The following is an 18,641-nucleotide window of genomic DNA, read 5'->3' as shown; positions in this document are numbered from 1 at the left end:
TAGCTAATTATACATGACAGAATTTTCAAGCGTCAACCAGTCATTTCTGACCGCGACGCCATTTTTCGAAAATTTCAGCTACTTCTTCACTCAATGGAATCTTAGAAACAGGTGCCTTTTCTCTCGACTTTTCAAGGCGACTCTCGATTTTCCGGTCGACAGCCTTAATTTCAATCAGTAATTCTCTGGCGGAAATTCTTAATGCACCTTGTCCAAAAATAGCCCATTGTTCCGTATAATCAGACGTTGCCACATACACTTGCGTCCTCCTCGTATTTAATTCAATCGCTAGCTTTTCAATCCGTTCGTCTGCAGTCTCTTCCGCTTTCGTAAAAATAACATCTACTTTATGGTTTTTATACTTCTTTTCAATTCCTTTTACTTCATAGGCATCAAAAACAATAATCACTTTAAACCCAGTATAGCCTTGATAGTCAGCAAGAATTTCAATTAAACGATCACGAGCAGCAGCTAAATCATGATCCCTTAAGCGGATAAGCTCTGGCCAGGCACCAATCATGTTATAGCCGTCAACTAGCAAAATATCCATATATCTATCCTTCTAGCGGGCGGCGTTTACGATGAACCTCATACATAAGTAAAGCTGCTGCCACTGAAGCATTTAATGATGTGACATGTCCTGACATTGGCAAATGAATGAGAAAATCACATTTTTCTCGAATGAGCCGCCCCATCCCTTTCCCTTCGCTACCAATAACGATAGCAAGCGGAAGACTCGCATCCATTTGGCGATAGTCTTGACTTTCCTTTGCATCTGTACCGAATATCCAGACTCCACGTTGCTTTAATTCATCCATTACCCTTGCTAGATTTGTCACCCTTGCAACAGGAATATATTCAATTGCCCCTGTCGAAAGCTTCGCAACGGTCGCCGTTAATCCGACCGCTCGTCTTTTCGGTATAATGATTCCGTGAACACCTGCTGCATCAGCCGTTCTTAAAATTGAACCTAAATTATGAGGGTCCTCTAATTCATCAAGTATAAGGAAAAAAGGATCCTCACCCTTTTCAGCAGCTCGATCAAATAGATCATCAATTTCCGCATATTGGTATGCTGCTACTTGAGCAATGACCCCTTGATGATTTTCTTCGGTCATTTGGTCGATTTTTTGCTTTGGTACAAATTGAACGAGGATATTCCGTTCTTTTGCAAGCTTTGTTACGACTTGCATTTGCCCTTTTTTTGATCCTTCGGCAATCCAAATTTTGTTTATATCCCGATCAGATTTCAACGCTTCAATTACTGGATTTTTACCGGCAATCCACTCTTGACTCATGCTGTTGTCCCTCCCACGTCCTCGACAAGTTTAATCGCCATCTCGATAATTTCTTCAAGCCTTTCGATATCTTTTCCTAAATACATAGAGCCGAGTACTGCCTCGAACGCTGTGCTATGCCTATATGTTTGCACATCTGTATTTTTCGGTATTGTTCCGGACTTTGCATTTCTACCGCGTTTCATTACCGCCATTTCTTCGTCATTCAGAATTCCGTCTTCAACTAGCTTTTTTAAAATGCGTGCCTGCGCTTTTGCAGAAACATAACGTGTCGCTTCACGATGAAGACGGTTTGGCTTTGTTTTTCCACTTGCTAGGAGGTGATGCCGAATATAGACATCGTAAATGGCATCACCCATATATGCGAGAGCCAGACTATTAAGCTGTTTAAAATCGACTTGCTGCTTTAACAAGCTCATGCCTTAGATCCTCGTTTCCATCTTGTTCCTTGCGGTGTATCCTCCAAAATAATATTTAATTCCTTTAAATGATCCCTAATTTGATCCGCCTTCGCAAAGTCACGATTCTTCCTTGCTTGTAAACGTTGTTCAATCAATTGGTCAATTTCCTCATCCAATAAATCCACTTGTTCAATTTCCAAACCGAGAACATCGAATAACTCCTTCATTGCACTCATAAAGGCTTCAATAACTTCCGTTGAAGTGTTTTTCTCCATCAAATAATAGTTCGCCTGTTTCGATAGCTCGAATAAGACAGAAATTCCGTCTGCTGTATTAAAATCATCATCCATCTTTTTAACAAACTCTTCTTTGAGCTCAGCAATTTTTTGTAGCCATTCATCATTATTTTCGGTTAAATTAGCACTTGATTCGAAACGGTGTTTTAAATTTTGGAATGATGTTTTCATTCGTTCTAAGCCCGCTGCCGCATTCCCCAGTAATTCTTCCGTATAGTTAATTGGGTTGCGGTAATGCACAGCTAGCATGAAAAACCGTAACACTTGAGGGTCATGATGCTTAATAATATCTTTCACAAGTACAAAATTCCCAAGTGATTTTGACATTTTTTCATTATCAATATTAATATAGCCATTATGCATCCAGTAGCGAGCAAATGGTTTACCTGTTGCTGCTTCTGTTTGTGCAATTTCATTTTCATGGTGTGGGAACGTTAAATCTTGTCCGCCAGCATGAATATCAATGGTGTTTCCTAAATATTTCTGCGCCATCGCTGAGCATTCAATATGCCATCCTGGTCTTCCTTCTCCCCACGGGCTATTCCAAGAAATTTCGCCTTCCTTAGCCGCTTTCCATAAGGCAAAATCAAGTGCATCTTCCTTCTTCTCACCTACTTGAATCCGTGCTCCTACTTTTAATTCATCAATTGATTGCTGCGAGAGCTTGCCGTAATCGGAAAATTTCCGCGTTCGATAATAAACATCTCCAGACGATTCGTATGCAAACCCATTTTCGATTAATGTTTTGATAAATTCGATGATCTCATCGATATTCTCTGTCACACGCGGATGAGTATTTGCCCGTCTACACCCAAGAGCTCCTACATCATCAAAAAAGGCTTTTATAAATCGTTCCGCAACAGCCGGTACATTCGTACCAAGCTCCTCTGCGGCATGGATGAGTTTGTCATCGACATCAGTAAAGTTAGAAACATAGTTAACATCATAGCCACGATACTCAAAATATCTTCTAACCGTATCAAAAACGATTGCTGGTCTTGCGTTACCAATATGAATATAGTTATAAACAGTCGGGCCGCAGGCATACATTTTCACTTTGCCTTCTTCCAAAGGAATAAACGTTTCTTTTTGCCGCGTTAATGTATTGTAAATCTTAATTGTCATTGCCCTTCACTCCTTTCATTTTTCAACCGATCGAGTTCCTTTTGAAGCATGGAGACTCGCTTTTCAATCTCTGTGCATCGATCCGAAATCGGATCCGGCAAGTCACTATGATTTAAATCCCTTTTCATCTTCACACCATTTTGAATAACAATTCTCCCGGGGATTCCAACAACGGTCGAGTTTTCCGGAACATCTTTAAGTACGACTGAACCGGCGCCGACTTTGGAGTTTTCCCCAATTGTTATATTGCCCAACACTTTGGCACCTGTCGCAATTAGTGCTCCATCTTTGATCGTCGGATGTCGCTTGCCTTTTTCTTTTCCTGTACCTCCAAGTGTAACCCCTTGATATACAGTAACATCATTCCCAATTTCACATGTTTCGCCAATGACTACACCCATTCCATGGTCGATAAAAAAGCGCCTACCTATTTTTGCTCCTGGATGAATTTCAATGCCGGTAAAAAAGCGGTTCACTTGGGAAATCAATCTAGCAAGAAAAAGCATCTTTCTTTTGTAAAAAAAATGGGCAATTCGGTGCGCCCATATTGCGTGCAATCCTGAATAAGTAAGAATGACTTCAAAATTACTGCGTGCAGCCGGATCTTGATCAAAAACCGTCTCAATATCCTCTTTCATCGTTTTGAACATATGAATGTTCCTCTCCTCATATTTTCAATAAAGAAGTGCCATTTCCTACACGTTCGATGAGGGGAAAATGGGATAGATGGTAACGTAAATCCATACTTTTGGTGACCTCCGCTAATTCTATTTTTAAAAAACAAAAAGCGTCTCTGAAAAAATCAGAGACGCCTATGGCGCGGTTCCACTCTGTTTGGATTATGCACAAATTAGATGCACAACATCCCAACTCACCTTCATAACGGTAAGGTTCCGCCTACGCCTAATTGGTTTAAAGCCGTTCGGGCAGGAGCTCAAAGGGGCACTTCAAAAAACGGGAGGCCTGAATCGCTCTCAGCCTATGGCGACTCTCTCTGATTGGCACCGTTTTTTTACTTTTCCTTGTCAACGCTTATAGAGGCTGTTCAACTATCAAATAAAAGGGCACATCGGAATTTCGCTACATTTTGAAGTTCTCTATCCTTTTATTTTCATTTTGAACATCTACACTTATTTTGATAACCTTAATATATTACATTTTTTTATAAATGTTAACCTTTTAATCGTTCAAGACGGCTTTTTACTTTTTCTTTCCCAAGTAATTCAATCGCATTTGGTAACTCAGGTCCTTGAGTTTGCCCAGTTACAGCAACGCGGATTGGCATGAAAAGTTTTTTCCCTTTTTGGCCAGTCGCTTTCTGAACCAATTTAATCGCCTTTTTCACACCGCCGGCATCAAATGGCTCCAATGCGTCTACCTCATCGTAGAAAGCACGAATCACTTCAGGTACTTGCTCTTCCTCTAATACCGCTTTTGCCTCTTCGTTATAGTCAATATCTTCCTTAAAGAACTGATCCGATAATTGTACAATTTCCGCACCGAAACTCATCTGTTCTTGATAAAGGGCGATTAGATTTCTTGCCCACGCTTTTTCTTCATCGCTCATTTCCTCATTCACACACCCCGCTTTAATGAGATGTGGTAAGGCTAATTCAACGATTTTATCGAGGTCAAGCTTTTTCATATATTGATTATTCGTCCAAGCAAGCTTTTGTTGGTCGAATAAAGCAGGTGACTTCGATAGACGATTAGCATCGAAAATTTGAATGAATTCTTCTTTAGAGAAAATCTCTTCTTCCCCTTCTGGAGACCATCCGAGTAAAGCGATAAAGTTAAATAATGCTTCTGGTAAATATCCAAGCTCAGCATATTGTTCGATAAATTGAATAATCGACTCATCACGCTTACTTAATTTCTTACGGCTTTCATTCACGATGAGCGTCATATGTCCATAAACCGGAGCTTCCCATCCAAATGCTTCGAAAATCATGAGCTGTCTCGGCGTATTAGAAATATGGTCATCTCCACGTAAAATATGACTAATTTTCATAAGATGATCATCGATGGCGACCGCGAAATTATACGTAGGAAAACCATCCTTTTTCACAATGACAAAATCACCGATGCCATCGGACTCAAAAGAAACCTCACCTTTGACGATATCGTCGAACGTGTACACTTTCCCTTGAGGAACTTTAAAGCGAATACTTGGCTGTCTACCTTCCGCTTCTAAGCGCTCTTGTTCTTCTTTTGAAAGGTTGGCACATTTCCCAGAATAACGCGGCATTTCTCCACGTGCTGCCTGTGCCTCACGTTCATCATTAAGCTCCTCTTCCGTGCAGTAACATTTATATGCTAAACCGCGTTCAAGTAGCTCTTCATAATACTTTTTATAAATATCTATTCGCTCCGATTGACGGTATGGGCCATATTCTCCACCTTTATCAATACTTTCATCCCAATCAATTCCAAGCCATTGTAAATATTGAAGCTGGCTTTGCTCGCCACCCTCGATATTACGTTTTTGATCCGTATCCTCAATTCTAATAACAAATGTTCCGCCTAAGTTACGGGCAAATAAATAATTGAAAAGCGCAGTCCTTGCGTTACCGATATGTAAATGCCCGGTTGGACTTGGCGCATAACGTACACGAATATCTTTAGACATTGTCCATCCTCCTCAAATATCTCCAATTTATTCTCTCTATTTTACAATAGTATCGCAAATCGATAAAGTGGGCGACATTAAGCTTTTTTTTGGAGTAGCACGACCGCTTGAGAGGCAATCCCTTCTTCTCTTCCTACAAAGCCGAGCTTTTCTGTTGTTGTTGCCTTTACATTCACTTGATCGATATTTGCATCAAGCAGTTGGGCAATTCGCCCTCTTATCTTCTCAATATGTGGGGCCATTTTAGGCTTTTGTGCCATAATTGTACAATCAATATTTACAAGTTCATAGCCTTTTTCTTTTACAAGCTCCCATACGTGTATAAGTAATTTTGCTGAATCTGCATCTTTAAACTCCGGATCTGTATCAGGAAAATGACGACCAATATCTCCTTCCCCAATCGCTCCAAGACAAGCATCAGTCACTGTATGAAGTAGGACATCTGCATCGGAATGACCAATCAATCCTTTTTCATATGGAATTTCAACTCCACCAATAATTAACGGCCGATTTTCGGCAAATTTATGCACATCAAACCCTTGTCCAATTCTCAACATTTTCTTTACTCCTCCCAGCTATTGGTCCCGCCGACGTTTGGCAATAATCGCCTCAGCAAAATAAATATCTTCCTTTGTTGTTAATTTAATATTGTCGTAGTCACTTTCAACGATTGCTACCCGTTGCCCCATTCTCTCTATTAAAGAAGCTTCATCAGTACCTAGAAATTGGTCAATTACAGCCTTTTCATGAGCTTCTTTCAAAATAGAAAAGCGAAAAGCTTGTGGAGTTTGCACTTGCCACAAGCCTGATCGATTCACTGTCTCGACCACTTCTAAATCGACTGCTCTTTTAATCGTATCTTTTACTGGAACAGCTGCAATTGCAGCTCCACTCTCAGCAGCTGCGGTCACTAAGTTTTCAATTATGCTCGATTGAATAAACGGGCGGGCGCCATCATGTACGAGAATGATTTCACATTCATGTGCCGCATCTAGCCCATTATACACACTATATTGCCGCTCAGCCCCTCCATCAACGAGCTTGATCTTTGATAAATAACGAACCTCTTGCAACAGCTCAGCAAAAGCATCTCTTTCACTGCGCTGGATCACCAAGATGATTTGTTTACATGCCGGATCTAGTCCAAAAACGTCTAACGTATGAAGAATCACTGGCCGGGAATCCAACTTTAAAAACACTTTATTAAATCCAGCTCCCATTCTTTTCCCAGATCCGGCAGCCGGAATAATCACTTGGTAATTCATTTTCCTTTATCCCCTTATCTTATAAAGCTTTCTCTAATAATTTGGGCTTGGCAAAAATCATTCGCCCGGCTGATGTTTGAAGAACACTTGTAACGATCACATCTATTCTTTTTCCAATATAATTTCGTCCTTCTTCAACGACGATCATCGTTCCATCATCCAAGTACGCAACGCCTTGATTATATTCTTTTCCATCTTTGATCACTTGAACATTTAATTCTTCGCCTGGAAGAACGACAGGTTTGACTGCATTAGCCAAATCATTAATATTCAGCACACTTACATTTTGGAATTCGCATACTTTATTTAAATTATAATCATTTGTCACGACAATTCCATTTGTAATCTTCGCTAACTTCACAAGTTTAGAATCCACCTCTTGGATATCTTCAAAATCGCCTTCATACATTTCAACTTCAATATCGATCTCTTTTTGAATTCTGTTTAATATATCAAGCCCTCTTCGCCCACGATTTCTCTTTAACGCATCAGAGGAATCTGCGATATGTTGAAGCTCTTCTAATACAAACTGAGGAATAACAATAATGCCATCAAGAAATCCCGTTTGACAAATATCTGCGATTCTTCCGTCTATAATCACACTCGTGTCGAGAATTTTTAAGCTTTTAACAGGCTTCTGTTCTTCCTCTAGCCCTTCCATTCGCTTCTTTCCTGCACGATTAATTGAAAATAAATTGGTGAGTTCATCTCTTTTCTTAAAGCCTACTTGGAATCCAAGATAACCGAGCAATAAAGTTAATAAGATTGGAACAAATGTATTTAGGATTGGTATTTCCATTTGATTAATAGCAAGTCCAGCCAAAAAAGCAAGGATAAGTCCAAACGTAAGACCGAGGCTGCCAAAGATAATATCTGTTACGGGTGCCTTAATAAGCAAGTCCTCCAACCATTTTACGATGTTTACAATGTAATCAACAGCCCAAAAAGTAAGGAAATAAAAGATAATAGCACCTATAATAGCAGAAACATACGGGTTATTTACCCAAATAATACCGTCAAGCGTTACTAACTTCAATAATTCGGGAATGAGAAAAATGCCAAGCGTACCTCCGAGCAGAAGAAAACACGCTTGCACAATCCTTTTTAACATTGATTCCACCACCTCCTTATTAGTAATTATAAACATGAAACGCATTTTATAACGTATGAAAAGCAAAAAATTATAAATTTAAACAAATAAAGGAAAAAATATTATTCCGATATAACATTTACTCTTTAACTCTTTCCTAAAACGTAGCAACAAATACACGTAAAGTCAATTTTAAAACAAGTCACTTATCAAGGTAAAAACACTTGTTGCAATGCTTCACTAACTGTATCTACTCCTATTACTTCGATGCCGTCAGGGATTTTCCAACCGCCAATATTATTAGCGGGAATAACTACCCTTTCAAAGCCGAGCTTTGCTGCTTCTTGCACTCGCTGTTCAATTCTAGAAACACGTCGAACTTCGCCTGTTAGTCCAACTTCACCAATAATACAATCCGTTGCTCTTGTCGGTTTATCACGAAAGCTTGAAGCAATGCTGACCGCTACGGCTAGATCAATTGCCGGTTCATCAAGTTTAACTCCTCCGGCTACTTTTAAATACGCATCTTGGTTTTGTAACAACATCCCAACTCGTTTTTCTAGTACAGCCATTAACAATGACACTCGATTATGATCAACCCCTGTCGCCATTCTCCTTGGGTTTCCATAGCTTGTCGGAGAAATGAGCGCTTGAATTTCAACAAGCACGGGACGCGTTCCTTCCATAGATGCAACAACGGTCGATCCTGCGGCACCTTTTGACCTTTCCTCAAGGAAGATTTCCGACGGATTTGCTACTTCTTCCAAGCCCGCCTCCCTCATTTCAAATATCCCCATTTCATTCGTTGAGCCAAAACGGTTTTTTACAGCCCTTAATATTCGATACGTATGGTGTCGCTCTCCTTCGAAATAAAGTACCGTATCAACCATATGCTCTAAAAGACGTGGACCAGCAATCGCCCCTTCTTTAGTTACATGACCAACGATAAAAATTGCAATTCCTTTCGTTTTTGCAATCCGCATTAACTCAGCTGTACATTCACGCACTTGCGATACACTGCCTGGAGCTGAAGTAACCTCTGGATGGTAAACCGTCTGAATGGAATCAACAACGACAAAATCAGGGGATAATTCACCGATCGTATGATGAATGGATTCCAAATTAGTTTCAGCGTAAATATACAATGATTGGGAGGAGACATGAAGACGATTAGCTCTTAATTTTGTTTGTTTGACAGACTCTTCACCAGAAATGTACAGTACTTTTCGATTTGCTACCGCTAATTGGGCTGATACTTGTAAAAGTAGTGTCGATTTCCCAATTCCTGGATCCCCTCCAATTAAAACAAGTGAGCCGGGAACGACTCCACCACCAAGCACCCGATTTAACTCTTTCATTTCCGTTGTTACCCGTGGTTCTTGCTCTGTTTTAATCATCGTGATAGGAGCCGCTTTCGAGGCAACCCCTGGTGCCGAATGCTGAAAGGATCTTTTCGGTTGCTTTCCAATAATCGAAACTTCCTCGATCATTTGATTCCACTCACCACAACCCGGACATCGCCCCATCCATTTCGGAGACTCATAGCCACATGCTTGACACATAAATTTTGTTTTTTTCTTAGACATATTCTTCCCCCTAACACATTAAAACTCGCGCCCGGTTTTCAACATGCGGCCTTCCATCGTATAGCACGCAATAAAAGCATTTTAGGAAAATGCGTTGTCGCTGGGCGTTTAAAGCTTGACCAACTCCTTTCTAACTTACAAAGGAAAATTATGTAGAAACGGGGTTACGCGGCTAGAAATCCACGAACCCCGTTAACTTTATTTATTATGAGACAGATTGTTCCGTCGCTTTCACCGTAAATTGTCCATCTTCAACATCAATTAGTACATGCTGCCCGGTTGCAATCGTTCCTTTTAGTAATTCCTCAGATAAACGATCTTCTACAAACTTTTGCAACGCTCTTCTTAATGGTCTTGCTCCATACTCAGGATCATAGCCTTCCTCAGCAATTTTTTCCTTGGCTGCCTCTGTAAAGTCAAGATCCATCTCTTGCTCTTTCAAGCGTTTCACAAGTTCATCTGCCATCAATGAAACAATTTCTTTCAAATGAGGTTTTTCAAGCGCATGGAAGACGATCGTTTCATCGATCCGGTTTAAAAATTCCGGCCGGAAAGCCTTTTTCAATTCTTCCATCACTTTCCCCTTCATATCTTTATAATCCTGTTTTCCATCTTGAATACTGAATCCAACATATTTGTTCGTACGCAATGCCTCGGCACCTACATTGGACGTTAAAATCAATACAGTATTGCGGAAATCAACCGTTCGTCCTTTAGAATCAGTTAAGCGACCATCTTCAAGTACTTGAAGTAAAATATTGAAAACATCTGGATGAGCCTTTTCAATTTCATCAAGTAAAATAACCGAATAAGGTTTACGGCGTACTTTTTCTGTCAATTGACCGCCCTCTTCATATCCTACATATCCTGGTGGTGATCCAACGAGTCTTGATGTTGAATGTTTTTCCATATACTCAGACATGTCAATGCGGATCATGGCATCTTCATCACCAAACATTGCTTCCGCGAGCGCTCTACCAAGTTCCGTCTTCCCAACACCCGTAGGACCAAGGAAGATAAATGAGCCGATTGGGCGTTTAGGATCCTTAAGACCAGCACGTGCACGGCGCACCGCTTTTGCGATCGACTTGACTGCTTCTTCTTGACCAATCACGCGAGAATGTAATATTTCTTCAAGCTTAAGCAATCTTTCCGTTTCAGTCGAGGCAAGCTTAGAGACAGGAATTCCAGTCCAACTTGCAACAACCGTTGCAATGTCCTCAACTGTTACTTCTGTGTTCTCTTGTCCTTGCTTCTCTTTCCATGTTTTCTTTGTTTCTTCTAACTCTTCACGAAGTCGTTGTTCAGAGTCACGTAATGAGGCTGCTTTTTCAAACTCTTGACTTTGGACTGCTGCATCTTTTTCCTTACGAACCGACTCCAACTTCACTTCCAATTCCTTTAAATTTGGAGGTGTCGTATAAGAGCGCAACCTTACTTTCGAGCCTGCTTCATCAATTAAATCAATTGCTTTATCTGGCAAAAATCGGTCCGAAATATAACGATCAGATAATTTTACTGCTGCCTCAATTGCATCATCTGTAATCGATACTCGATGATGGGCTTCATAGCGATCACGAAGTCCTTTTAATATTTGAATCGATTCATCCATTGTCGGTTCATCAACTTGAATCGGTTGGAAACGACGTTCAAGTGCTGCGTCTTTTTCAATATATTTGCGATACTCATCAAGTGTGGTTGCACCAATGCATTGCAATTCTCCACGAGCTAGTGATGGTTTTAAAATATTGGAAGCATCAATCGCTCCTTCTGCTCCACCCGCACCGATTAATGTATGAAGCTCATCAATGAACAGGATAATATTTCCTGCCTGTCTGATTTCATCCATTACCTTTTTCAATCGATCTTCAAACTCACCGCGATATTTCGTACCAGCAACAACCGTCCCCATATCTAGAGTCATTACCCGTTTGTCCCTTAATGTTTCAGGGACCTCATTGTTAATGATCTGTTGAGCGAGCCCTTCTGCAATCGCTGTTTTACCAACACCCGGTTCTCCGATTAAGACCGGATTATTTTTCGTCCGTCTGCTTAACACTTCAATTACCCTTTGTATTTCCTTATTCCTGCCGATAACAGGGTCAAGGCTTCCTTCCTTCGCAATCGCCGTTAGATCTCTCGCAAGGCTATCAAGCGTCGGTGTACTTGCACCAGTGGAGCCATTTCCACTTGCATTTAGACTTGCCTCATTGCTTCCCAATAGCTGCAGCACTTGCTGTCTTGCTTTATTTAAGCCAACGCCAAGATTGGTAAGTACTCGTGCCGCAACACCCTCACCTTCTCGGATTAACCCTAAAAGAACATGCTCAGTACCTACATAAGAATGACCTAGCTTTCTTGCCTCATCCATCGAAAGCTCAATCACCTTTTTCGCCCTCGGTGTATAATGAATCGATTCTGCTTTATCTTTTCCACGGCCGATTAAATCTTCTACTTCTTTTTGAATTTTTTCAGGACCAAGGCCTAGACCATATAAGGCCTTTGCCGCAATTCCCTCGCCTTCTCGAACAAGGCCTAATAATATATGCTCCGTCCCTATATTGCTATGACCAAGACGGACTGCTTCTTCTTGTGACAACGCCAATACCTTCTGTGCCCTTTCAGTAAAACGTCCAAACATCATACGATCTCCTCCTAACTCTCTCTCTCTTCAAGTTGCAAACGTTCGCGAATAAATGTCGCTCTTTTTATATCGCGTTCGGCAGGCCGGAGTGGTCCACCTGCATACTGCTGTAAAAATCCTGGTTGTGTCAAAATCATTAATTCATTTAATATATTTTTCGATAAATGTTTTATATATCCTGCATCTATTCCCAATCTGACGTCAGATAAACATTCTGAGGCCTCTTTTGTTTCAATAATTCGGCTATTGGTCAAAATTCCATACGAACGAAACACTCTATCTTCTAATTGTATGTTAGACGTCTTCACGAGTGCCTCGCGCGCAGAACGCTCCTGAGCAATAATTTGCTGAACAACACTCGATAGATCATTAACAATATCCTCTTCAGATTTACCAAGCGTAATCTGATTGGATATTTGGAAAATATTACCCAATGCCTCGCTACCTTCGCCATAAATTCCCCGAACAACAAGACCTAATTGATTAATTGCTGGAATAATCCGATTCATTTGTCGTGTTAAAATTAAAGCTGGTAAATGAACCATTACCGAAGCTCTAAGTCCAGTTCCTACATTTGTTGGACAACTTGTTAAATAACCGAGGTCTTCTTCAAAAGCATAGTCAGCATGCTTTTCTAAAATATCATCGATCTCACTCGCTCTCTCCAAAGCCTCTTTTATTTGCAACCCCGGAAATAAGCATTGAATCCTTATATGATCCTCTTCATTAATCATAATACTAATATCTTCATTTTCCGATAGAAGAACCGCACTATGTGATGCATGATCTGCAAGTCGAGGACTGATCAAATGCTTTTCCACGAGTACCCTTTTCTGTAATGATTTTAACTCTTCAATTTGTAAAAACTCCATTGGCCCGTATTGCTCAAAAGCATTAGACTCCACCAAATCATTTACCTTATTAATAATTTCTTTCGCTTCTTCATTTGTAAACACAGTTGGAAATTTATAATCACGAAAATTTCTAGCTAAGCGAATTCTTGAACTAAGAATAATATCAGAATCTGGTCCGTCCCCACACATCCAAGAGCTAACAGCCTTATTTAGAAATTTTTCCAGACTCATATGTTATTTCCCTCCCCACTCGCTAAATTACTTTCGAGGGAGCGAATTTGATCCCGTACATCCGCCGCCTTTTCAAATTCTTCCCGTGTAACTAATGAATTCAACTCAGCCCGGAGTTGCTCGATCTTCTTCTTCACATGGATAGAGCCTCCAATTCTTTCTGGAACCTTGCCACCATGTGTAATATTTCCGCTATGCAATCTCTTTAAAAGTGGAGTTAAATGCCCTTTAAAGGAGGTATAGCAATGAGCACAACCAAAGCGGCCAATCTTAATAAACTGTTGAAAAGTCATTTTACACTTATCACATTGAATAATTTCCTGAGCGCTAGAATGGTGAGATTGCTTTTGATGTACTGGATCTATATTTAATAAACCGGCAAGCAAATCATTAACCGAAAAATTGGCGGCTCCATCAAACATAAAAAATTCTCCTTTTTCTTGCGCACATCTTTCGCAAAGATGAATGACAGACTTCTCCCCGTTTACCACCTTTGTAAAATGTAAGGTAGCCGGTCTTTCATTACAATCTTGGCAGATCATCGACTTCACCTTTCCTTTTATTCATATTTAATCGCTTGAAGCATCGCTCTTAACATCCGTGCCCTCAATACATCGCGGTCAGGCAAGTCAATATAGAGAACAGAACGATCGATGACACTTAACATTAACTTCGCTTCTCTTTCAGTGACCATGCCTTCTTCATGTAACCTAACAATGACATCTTGAGCATTGGATTGACTAATTTTATTCCCTATTAGTACCTTTAATTGATCGATTAAATGGGCTTTATCATGAATCCTCACCCTTGTAATCCGAATATACCCCCCTCCACCCCGCTTACTCTCAACCATATAACCTCTTTCCATCGTAAAACGGGTATTTATAACATAATTAATTTGTGAGGGAACACATTGGAATTTATCTGCCATTTCACTTCTCTTAATCTCTACAATCTCGCCTTCACTTAATTCAATCACTTTTTTTAAATAATTTTCAATAATATCGGATATATTCCGCATCATCAAGCACCTCCTTACATAACGCTTGACTTTGACTATATTTGACTTTAATTATACATGAAAATAGATGATTGTTGCAATTAGATGAATTTATTATATTTAATATTAACCATTGCTACCAAAGATCAAACCTATAAAAAAAATTTATGCCTCGATAAAAAAACGAACTAGATGAAGTGAAGGAAATCAATAACACAAATTGAATAAAAAAGAAAAGCAATTGGGGGAGTGTTAATAATGAAAATTAGAGTAGCAACAATGGATGACATCCATGAATTAACTACACTAATGTTCCATCTTGGTTATCCAACTAAAACTGAAAATATGATTAAACGGTTTACTCATATTAAAGCAAATCCAGATTATCATACTCTATTAGCTTCTTATGATAATAAAATGGTCGGAATGGTTGGCTTAGTTAAAGGTCATTATTATGAATGGGATGGGATCTATGTTCGGATAGTAGCCCTTGTTGTCCATACAGATTATCGAAATAAAGGGATAGGTAATAAATTATTAGAAGAAGCTGAAAGTTGGGCTAAGAATATTGGGGCTATTGGAATTATATTAAACAGTGGAAAGCGACCAGAAAGAACGAATGCACATAAATTTTACACAAGTCGAGGCTATGTAGAAAGAAGTATTGGATTTGCTAAAAGTCTAATCTAAAGCGATTTAGAGTATTCTATGCATTTAAACAAGTCGAGTACCGATTTTCCATTCAAAAAAGCACTTTTATTCATGGGTGCTTTTGCCTGGGAACGCCCCTACTCTTGCAGGGAGAATCCCCCCAACTACCATCGGCGCTCGAGCTTAACCTGCCGTATTCGTGCTGCGGATCAAGATAACCGGCGAATCTCTTCGTCACTTTCGCTCGATTCTTACGGGCATCGCCCATTCCGAGTCTCGCTCCCTTGGTTCCTCGTCCTAATCCTCACTTCTGTCGTGTTTTTTTATGTCTTCGACATAGATAAAGGAAAGAATCAAAAAAGACACCCTCTTTTGAGAATGTCTTTTTGCTTGCCTGGCAACGTCCTACTCTTGCAGGGGGAAACCCCCAACTACCATCGGCGCTGAAGAGCTTAACTGCCGTGTTCGAGATGGGAACGGGTGTGACCTCTTCGCTATCGCCACCAGACTTATACAGGATGTACTGGCTTCTGTGTTGCTCACAGGACGTGAGCGATCTTAACAGAAGATCCTTTTCTGCTTGAGAAAATGTTCGTTCTCTCAAAACTAGATAAATGAGAAGGTAAACCATGTAATAAATTGATTAAGTCCTCGATCGATTAGTATCCGTCAGCTCCATGTGTCACCACACTTCCACACCGGACCTATCAACCTGATCATCTTTCAGGGATCTTACTAGCTTGCGCTATGGGAAATCTCATCTTGAGGGGGGCTTCATGCTTAGATGCTTTCAGCACTTATCCCGTCCGCACATAGCTACCCAGCGATGCTCCTGGCGGAACAACTGGTACACCAGCGGTGCGTCCATCCCGGTCCTCTCGTACTAAGGACAGCTCCTCTCAAATTTCCTGCGCCCACGACGGATAGGGACCGAACTGTCTCACGACGTTCTGAACCCAGCTCGCGTACCGCTTTAATGGGCGAACAGCCCAACCCTTGGGACCGACTACAGCCCCAGGATGCGATGAGCCGACATCGAGGTGCCAAACCTCCCCGTCGATGTGAACTCTTGGGGGAGATAAGCCTGTTATCCCCGGGGTAGCTTTTATCCGTTGAGCGATGGCCCTTCCATGCGGAACCACCGGATCACTAAGCCCGACTTTCGTCCCTGCTCGACTTGTAGGTCTCGCAGTCAAGCTCCCTTGTGCCTTTACACTCTGCGAATGATTTCCAACCATTCTGAGGGAACCTTTGGGCGCCTCCGTTACATTTTAGGAGGCGACCGCCCCAGTCAAACTGCCTGCCAGACACTGTCTCCCAGCCGGATCACGGCTGCGGGTTAGAATGTCAATACAGCAAGGGTAGTATCCCACCAATGCCTCCACCGAAGCTGGCGCTCCGGTTTCCAAGGCTCCTACCTATCCTGTACAAGCTGCACCAACATTCAATATCAGGCTGCAGTAAAGCTCCACGGGGTCTTTCCGTCCTGTCGCGGGTAACCTGCATCTTCACAGGTACTATAATTTCACCGAGTCTCTCGTTGAGACAGTGCCCAGATCGTTGCGCCTTTCGTGCGGGTCGGAACTTACCCGACAAGGAATTTCGCTACCTTAGGACCGTTATAGTTACGGCCGCCGTTTACTGGGGCTTCAATTCGCACCTTCGACCGAAGTCTAAGCGCTCCTCTTAACCTTCCAGCACCGGGCAGGCGTCAGCCCCTATACTTCGCCTTACGGCTTCGCAGAGACCTGTGTTTTTGCTAAACAGTCGCCTGGGCCTATTCACTGCGGCTTCCGCAAGCTTTCACTCGCGGGAGCACCCCTTCTCCCGAAGTTACGGGGTCATTTTGCCGAGTTCCTTAACGAGAGTTCTCTCGATCACCTTAGGATTCTCTCCTCGCCTACCTGTGTCGGTTTGCGGTACGGGCACCCATTTCCTCGCTAGAGGCTTTTCTTGGCAGTGTGGAATCAGGAACTTCGGTACTATATTTCCCTCGCCATCACAGTTCAGCCTTAGGAGTAAGGATTTGCCTCACTCCCAGCCTACCTGCTTGGACGCGCTAATCCAGCAGCGCGCTTACCCTATCCTCCTGCGTCCCCCCATTACTCAAACGGAAATTAGGTGGTACAGGAATATCAACCTGTTGTCCATCGCCTACGCCTTTCGGCCTCGGCTTAGGCCCCGACTAACCCTGAGCGGACGAGCCTTCCTCAGGAAACCTTAGGCATTCGGTGGAAGGGATTCTCACCCTTCTTTCGCTACTCATACCGGCATTCTCACTTCTAAGCGCTCCACCAGTCCTTACGATCTGGCTTCACAGCCCTTAGAACGCTCTCCTACCATTGACACCAGAAGGTGTCAATCCGCAGCTTCGGTGATACGTTTAGCCCCGGTACATTTTCGGCGCAGAGTCACTCGACCAGTGAGCTATTACGCACTCTTTAAATGGTGGCTGCTTCTAAGCCAACATCCTGGTTGTCTAAGCAACTCCACATCCTTTTCCACTTAACGTATACTTTGGGACCTTAGCTGGCGGTCTGGGTTGTTTCCCTCTCGACTACGGATCTTATCACTCGCAGTCTGACTCCCAAGGACAAGTAATTGGCATTCGGAGTTTGTCTGAATTCGGTAACCCGATGAGGGCCCCTAGTCCAAACAGTGCTCTACCTCCAACACTCTTACCTTGAGGCTAGCCCTAAAGCTATTTCGGAGAGAACCAGCTATCTCCAGGTTCGATTGGAATTTCACCGCTACCCACACCTCATCCCCGCACTTTTCAACGTACGTGGGTTCGGGCCTCCAGTAAGTGTTACCTTACCTTCACCCTGGACATGGGTAGATCACCTGGTTTCGGGTCTGCGACCTCATACTTATTCGCCCTATTCAGACTCGCTTTCGCTGCGGCTCCGTCTCTTCAACTTAACCTTGCATGAAATCGCAACTCGCCGGTTCATTCTACAAAAGGCACGCCATCACACATGAATGTGCTCTGACTACTTGTAGGCACACGGTTTCAGGATCTTTTTCACTCCCCTTCCGGGGTGCTTTTCACCTTTCCCTCACGGTACTGGTTCACTATCGGTCACTAGGGAGTATTTAGCCTTGGGAGATGGTCCTCCCTGCTTCCGACGGGATTTCACGTGTCCCGCCGTACTCAGGATCCACTCTGGAGGGAACGAAGTTTCGAATACAGGGCTGTTACCTTCTCTGGCGGGTCTTTCCAGACCGCTTCATCTACTTCGTTCCTTTGTAACTCCGTGTAGAGTGTCCTACAACCCCAAGAGGCAAGCCTCTTGGTTTGGGCTCTTCCCGTTTCGCTCGCCGCTACTTAGGGAATCGATGTTTCTTTCTCTTCCTCCGGGTACTTAGATGTTTCAGTTCCCCGGGTCTGCCTTCCATTTCCTATGTATTCAGAAATGGATACTACTCCATTACGAGCAGTGGGTTTCCCCATTCGGAAATCTCCGGATCAACGCTTGCTTACAGCTCCCCGAAGCATATCGGTGTTAGTCCCGTCCTTCATCGGCTCCTAGTGCCAAGGCATCCGCCGTGCGCCCTTATTAACTTAATC

15 protein-coding genes, 2 rRNA genes and 1 other annotated feature are annotated in these 18,641 nt (G+C 42.2%); of the genes, 1 reads left to right on the top strand and 16 read right to left on the bottom strand.

Going from position 1 to position 18,641, the window contains the following annotated elements:
* Window positions 1–40: 40 nt before the first annotated feature.
* The 14 genes from KHA95_RS20915 to KHA95_RS20850 form a co-directional block, all read right to left on the bottom strand.
* Window positions 41–550, bottom strand: a complete 510-nt coding sequence (locus tag KHA95_RS20915; RefSeq protein WP_213139518.1) for an NYN domain-containing protein — start codon at window positions 548–550, stop codon at window positions 41–43.
* Window positions 551–554: 4 nt separating this feature from the next.
* Complete coding sequence (rlmB, locus tag KHA95_RS20910) at window positions 555–1,298, bottom strand: 23S rRNA (guanosine(2251)-2'-O)-methyltransferase RlmB (protein ID WP_213139517.1); 744 nt, start codon at window positions 1,296–1,298, stop codon at window positions 555–557.
* Window positions 1,295–1,717 (bottom strand): Mini-ribonuclease 3, encoded by a 423-nt coding sequence (locus KHA95_RS20905; protein ID WP_213139516.1) that lies wholly within the window; start codon window positions 1,715–1,717, stop codon window positions 1,295–1,297. The genes rlmB and KHA95_RS20905 overlap by 4 nt, the downstream gene beginning before the upstream one ends.
* Window positions 1,714–3,120, bottom strand: a complete 1,407-nt coding sequence (gene cysS, locus KHA95_RS20900; RefSeq protein ID WP_213139515.1) for a cysteine--tRNA ligase — start codon at window positions 3,118–3,120, stop codon at window positions 1,714–1,716. The genes KHA95_RS20905 and cysS overlap by 4 nt, the downstream gene beginning before the upstream one ends.
* On the bottom strand, window positions 3,117–3,770 hold the full coding sequence (gene cysE, locus KHA95_RS20895) for a serine O-acetyltransferase (protein ID WP_213139514.1): 654 nt from the start codon (window positions 3,768–3,770) through the stop codon (window positions 3,117–3,119). The genes cysS and cysE overlap by 4 nt, the downstream gene beginning before the upstream one ends.
* Window positions 3,771–3,921: 151 nt before the next feature.
* Window positions 3,922–4,158, bottom strand: a binding site (T-box leader).
* Between the two features lie 133 nt (window positions 4,159–4,291).
* Entirely contained in the window at window positions 4,292–5,749 is a 1,458-nt protein-coding gene (gene gltX, locus KHA95_RS20890; protein WP_213139513.1) for a glutamate--tRNA ligase, read from the bottom strand.
* A 77-nt stretch (window positions 5,750–5,826) separates the two neighbouring features.
* Window positions 5,827–6,306 (bottom strand): 2-C-methyl-D-erythritol 2,4-cyclodiphosphate synthase, encoded by a 480-nt coding sequence (ispF, locus tag KHA95_RS20885; protein WP_213139512.1) that lies wholly within the window; start codon window positions 6,304–6,306, stop codon window positions 5,827–5,829.
* Window positions 6,307–6,324: 18 nt separating this feature from the next.
* On the bottom strand, window positions 6,325–7,014 hold the full coding sequence (gene ispD, locus KHA95_RS20880) for a 2-C-methyl-D-erythritol 4-phosphate cytidylyltransferase (RefSeq protein ID WP_213139511.1): 690 nt from the start codon (window positions 7,012–7,014) through the stop codon (window positions 6,325–6,327).
* A 19-nt stretch (window positions 7,015–7,033) separates the two neighbouring features.
* Window positions 7,034–8,125, bottom strand: coding sequence for a PIN/TRAM domain-containing protein (locus KHA95_RS20875; protein WP_213139510.1), 1,092 nt, complete (start codon window positions 8,123–8,125; stop codon window positions 7,034–7,036).
* Window positions 8,126–8,313: 188 nt separating this feature from the next.
* Window positions 8,314–9,690, bottom strand: a complete 1,377-nt coding sequence (gene radA / locus KHA95_RS20870; RefSeq protein ID WP_213139509.1) for a DNA repair protein RadA — start codon at window positions 9,688–9,690, stop codon at window positions 8,314–8,316.
* A 205-nt stretch (window positions 9,691–9,895) separates the two neighbouring features.
* Complete coding sequence (gene clpC / locus KHA95_RS20865; protein WP_213139508.1) at window positions 9,896–12,334, bottom strand: ATP-dependent protease ATP-binding subunit ClpC; 2,439 nt, start codon at window positions 12,332–12,334, stop codon at window positions 9,896–9,898.
* An 11-nt stretch (window positions 12,335–12,345) separates the two neighbouring features.
* Complete coding sequence (mcsB, locus tag KHA95_RS20860; protein ID WP_213139507.1) at window positions 12,346–13,419, bottom strand: protein-arginine kinase McsB; 1,074 nt, start codon at window positions 13,417–13,419, stop codon at window positions 12,346–12,348.
* Window positions 13,416–13,961, bottom strand: coding sequence for a protein-arginine kinase activator protein McsA (gene mcsA / locus KHA95_RS20855; protein ID WP_213139506.1), 546 nt, complete (start codon window positions 13,959–13,961; stop codon window positions 13,416–13,418). The genes mcsB and mcsA overlap by 4 nt, the downstream gene beginning before the upstream one ends.
* Before the next feature lie 17 nt (window positions 13,962–13,978).
* Entirely contained in the window at window positions 13,979–14,440 is a 462-nt protein-coding gene (locus KHA95_RS20850) for a CtsR family transcriptional regulator (protein WP_213139623.1), read from the bottom strand.
* Window positions 14,441–14,677: 237 nt separating this feature from the next.
* Between KHA95_RS20850 and KHA95_RS20845 the strand changes: the two genes are divergently transcribed.
* A complete protein-coding gene (locus tag KHA95_RS20845; protein ID WP_213139505.1) occupies window positions 14,678–15,109 on the top strand; it encodes a GNAT family N-acetyltransferase in 432 nt (143 codons plus the stop codon).
* Window positions 15,110–15,462: 353 nt separating this feature from the next.
* On the opposite strand, the gene rrf is transcribed toward KHA95_RS20845, so the two are convergent.
* Together rrf and KHA95_RS20835 are read right to left on the bottom strand one after the other, a co-directional pair.
* Window positions 15,463–15,578 (bottom strand): 5S ribosomal RNA (rrf, locus tag KHA95_RS20840).
* 131 nt (window positions 15,579–15,709) lie between these two features.
* A 23S ribosomal RNA gene (locus KHA95_RS20835) occupies window positions 15,710–18,641 on the bottom strand.

This window comes from Bacillus sp. FJAT-50079 (assembly GCF_018343515.1).
Classification (GTDB): domain Bacteria; phylum Bacillota; class Bacilli; order Bacillales; family Bacillaceae_C; genus Lederbergia.
The sequence above is the reverse complement of the archived record's forward strand: the minus strand, read 5'-3'. Positions and strand labels throughout refer to the sequence as shown.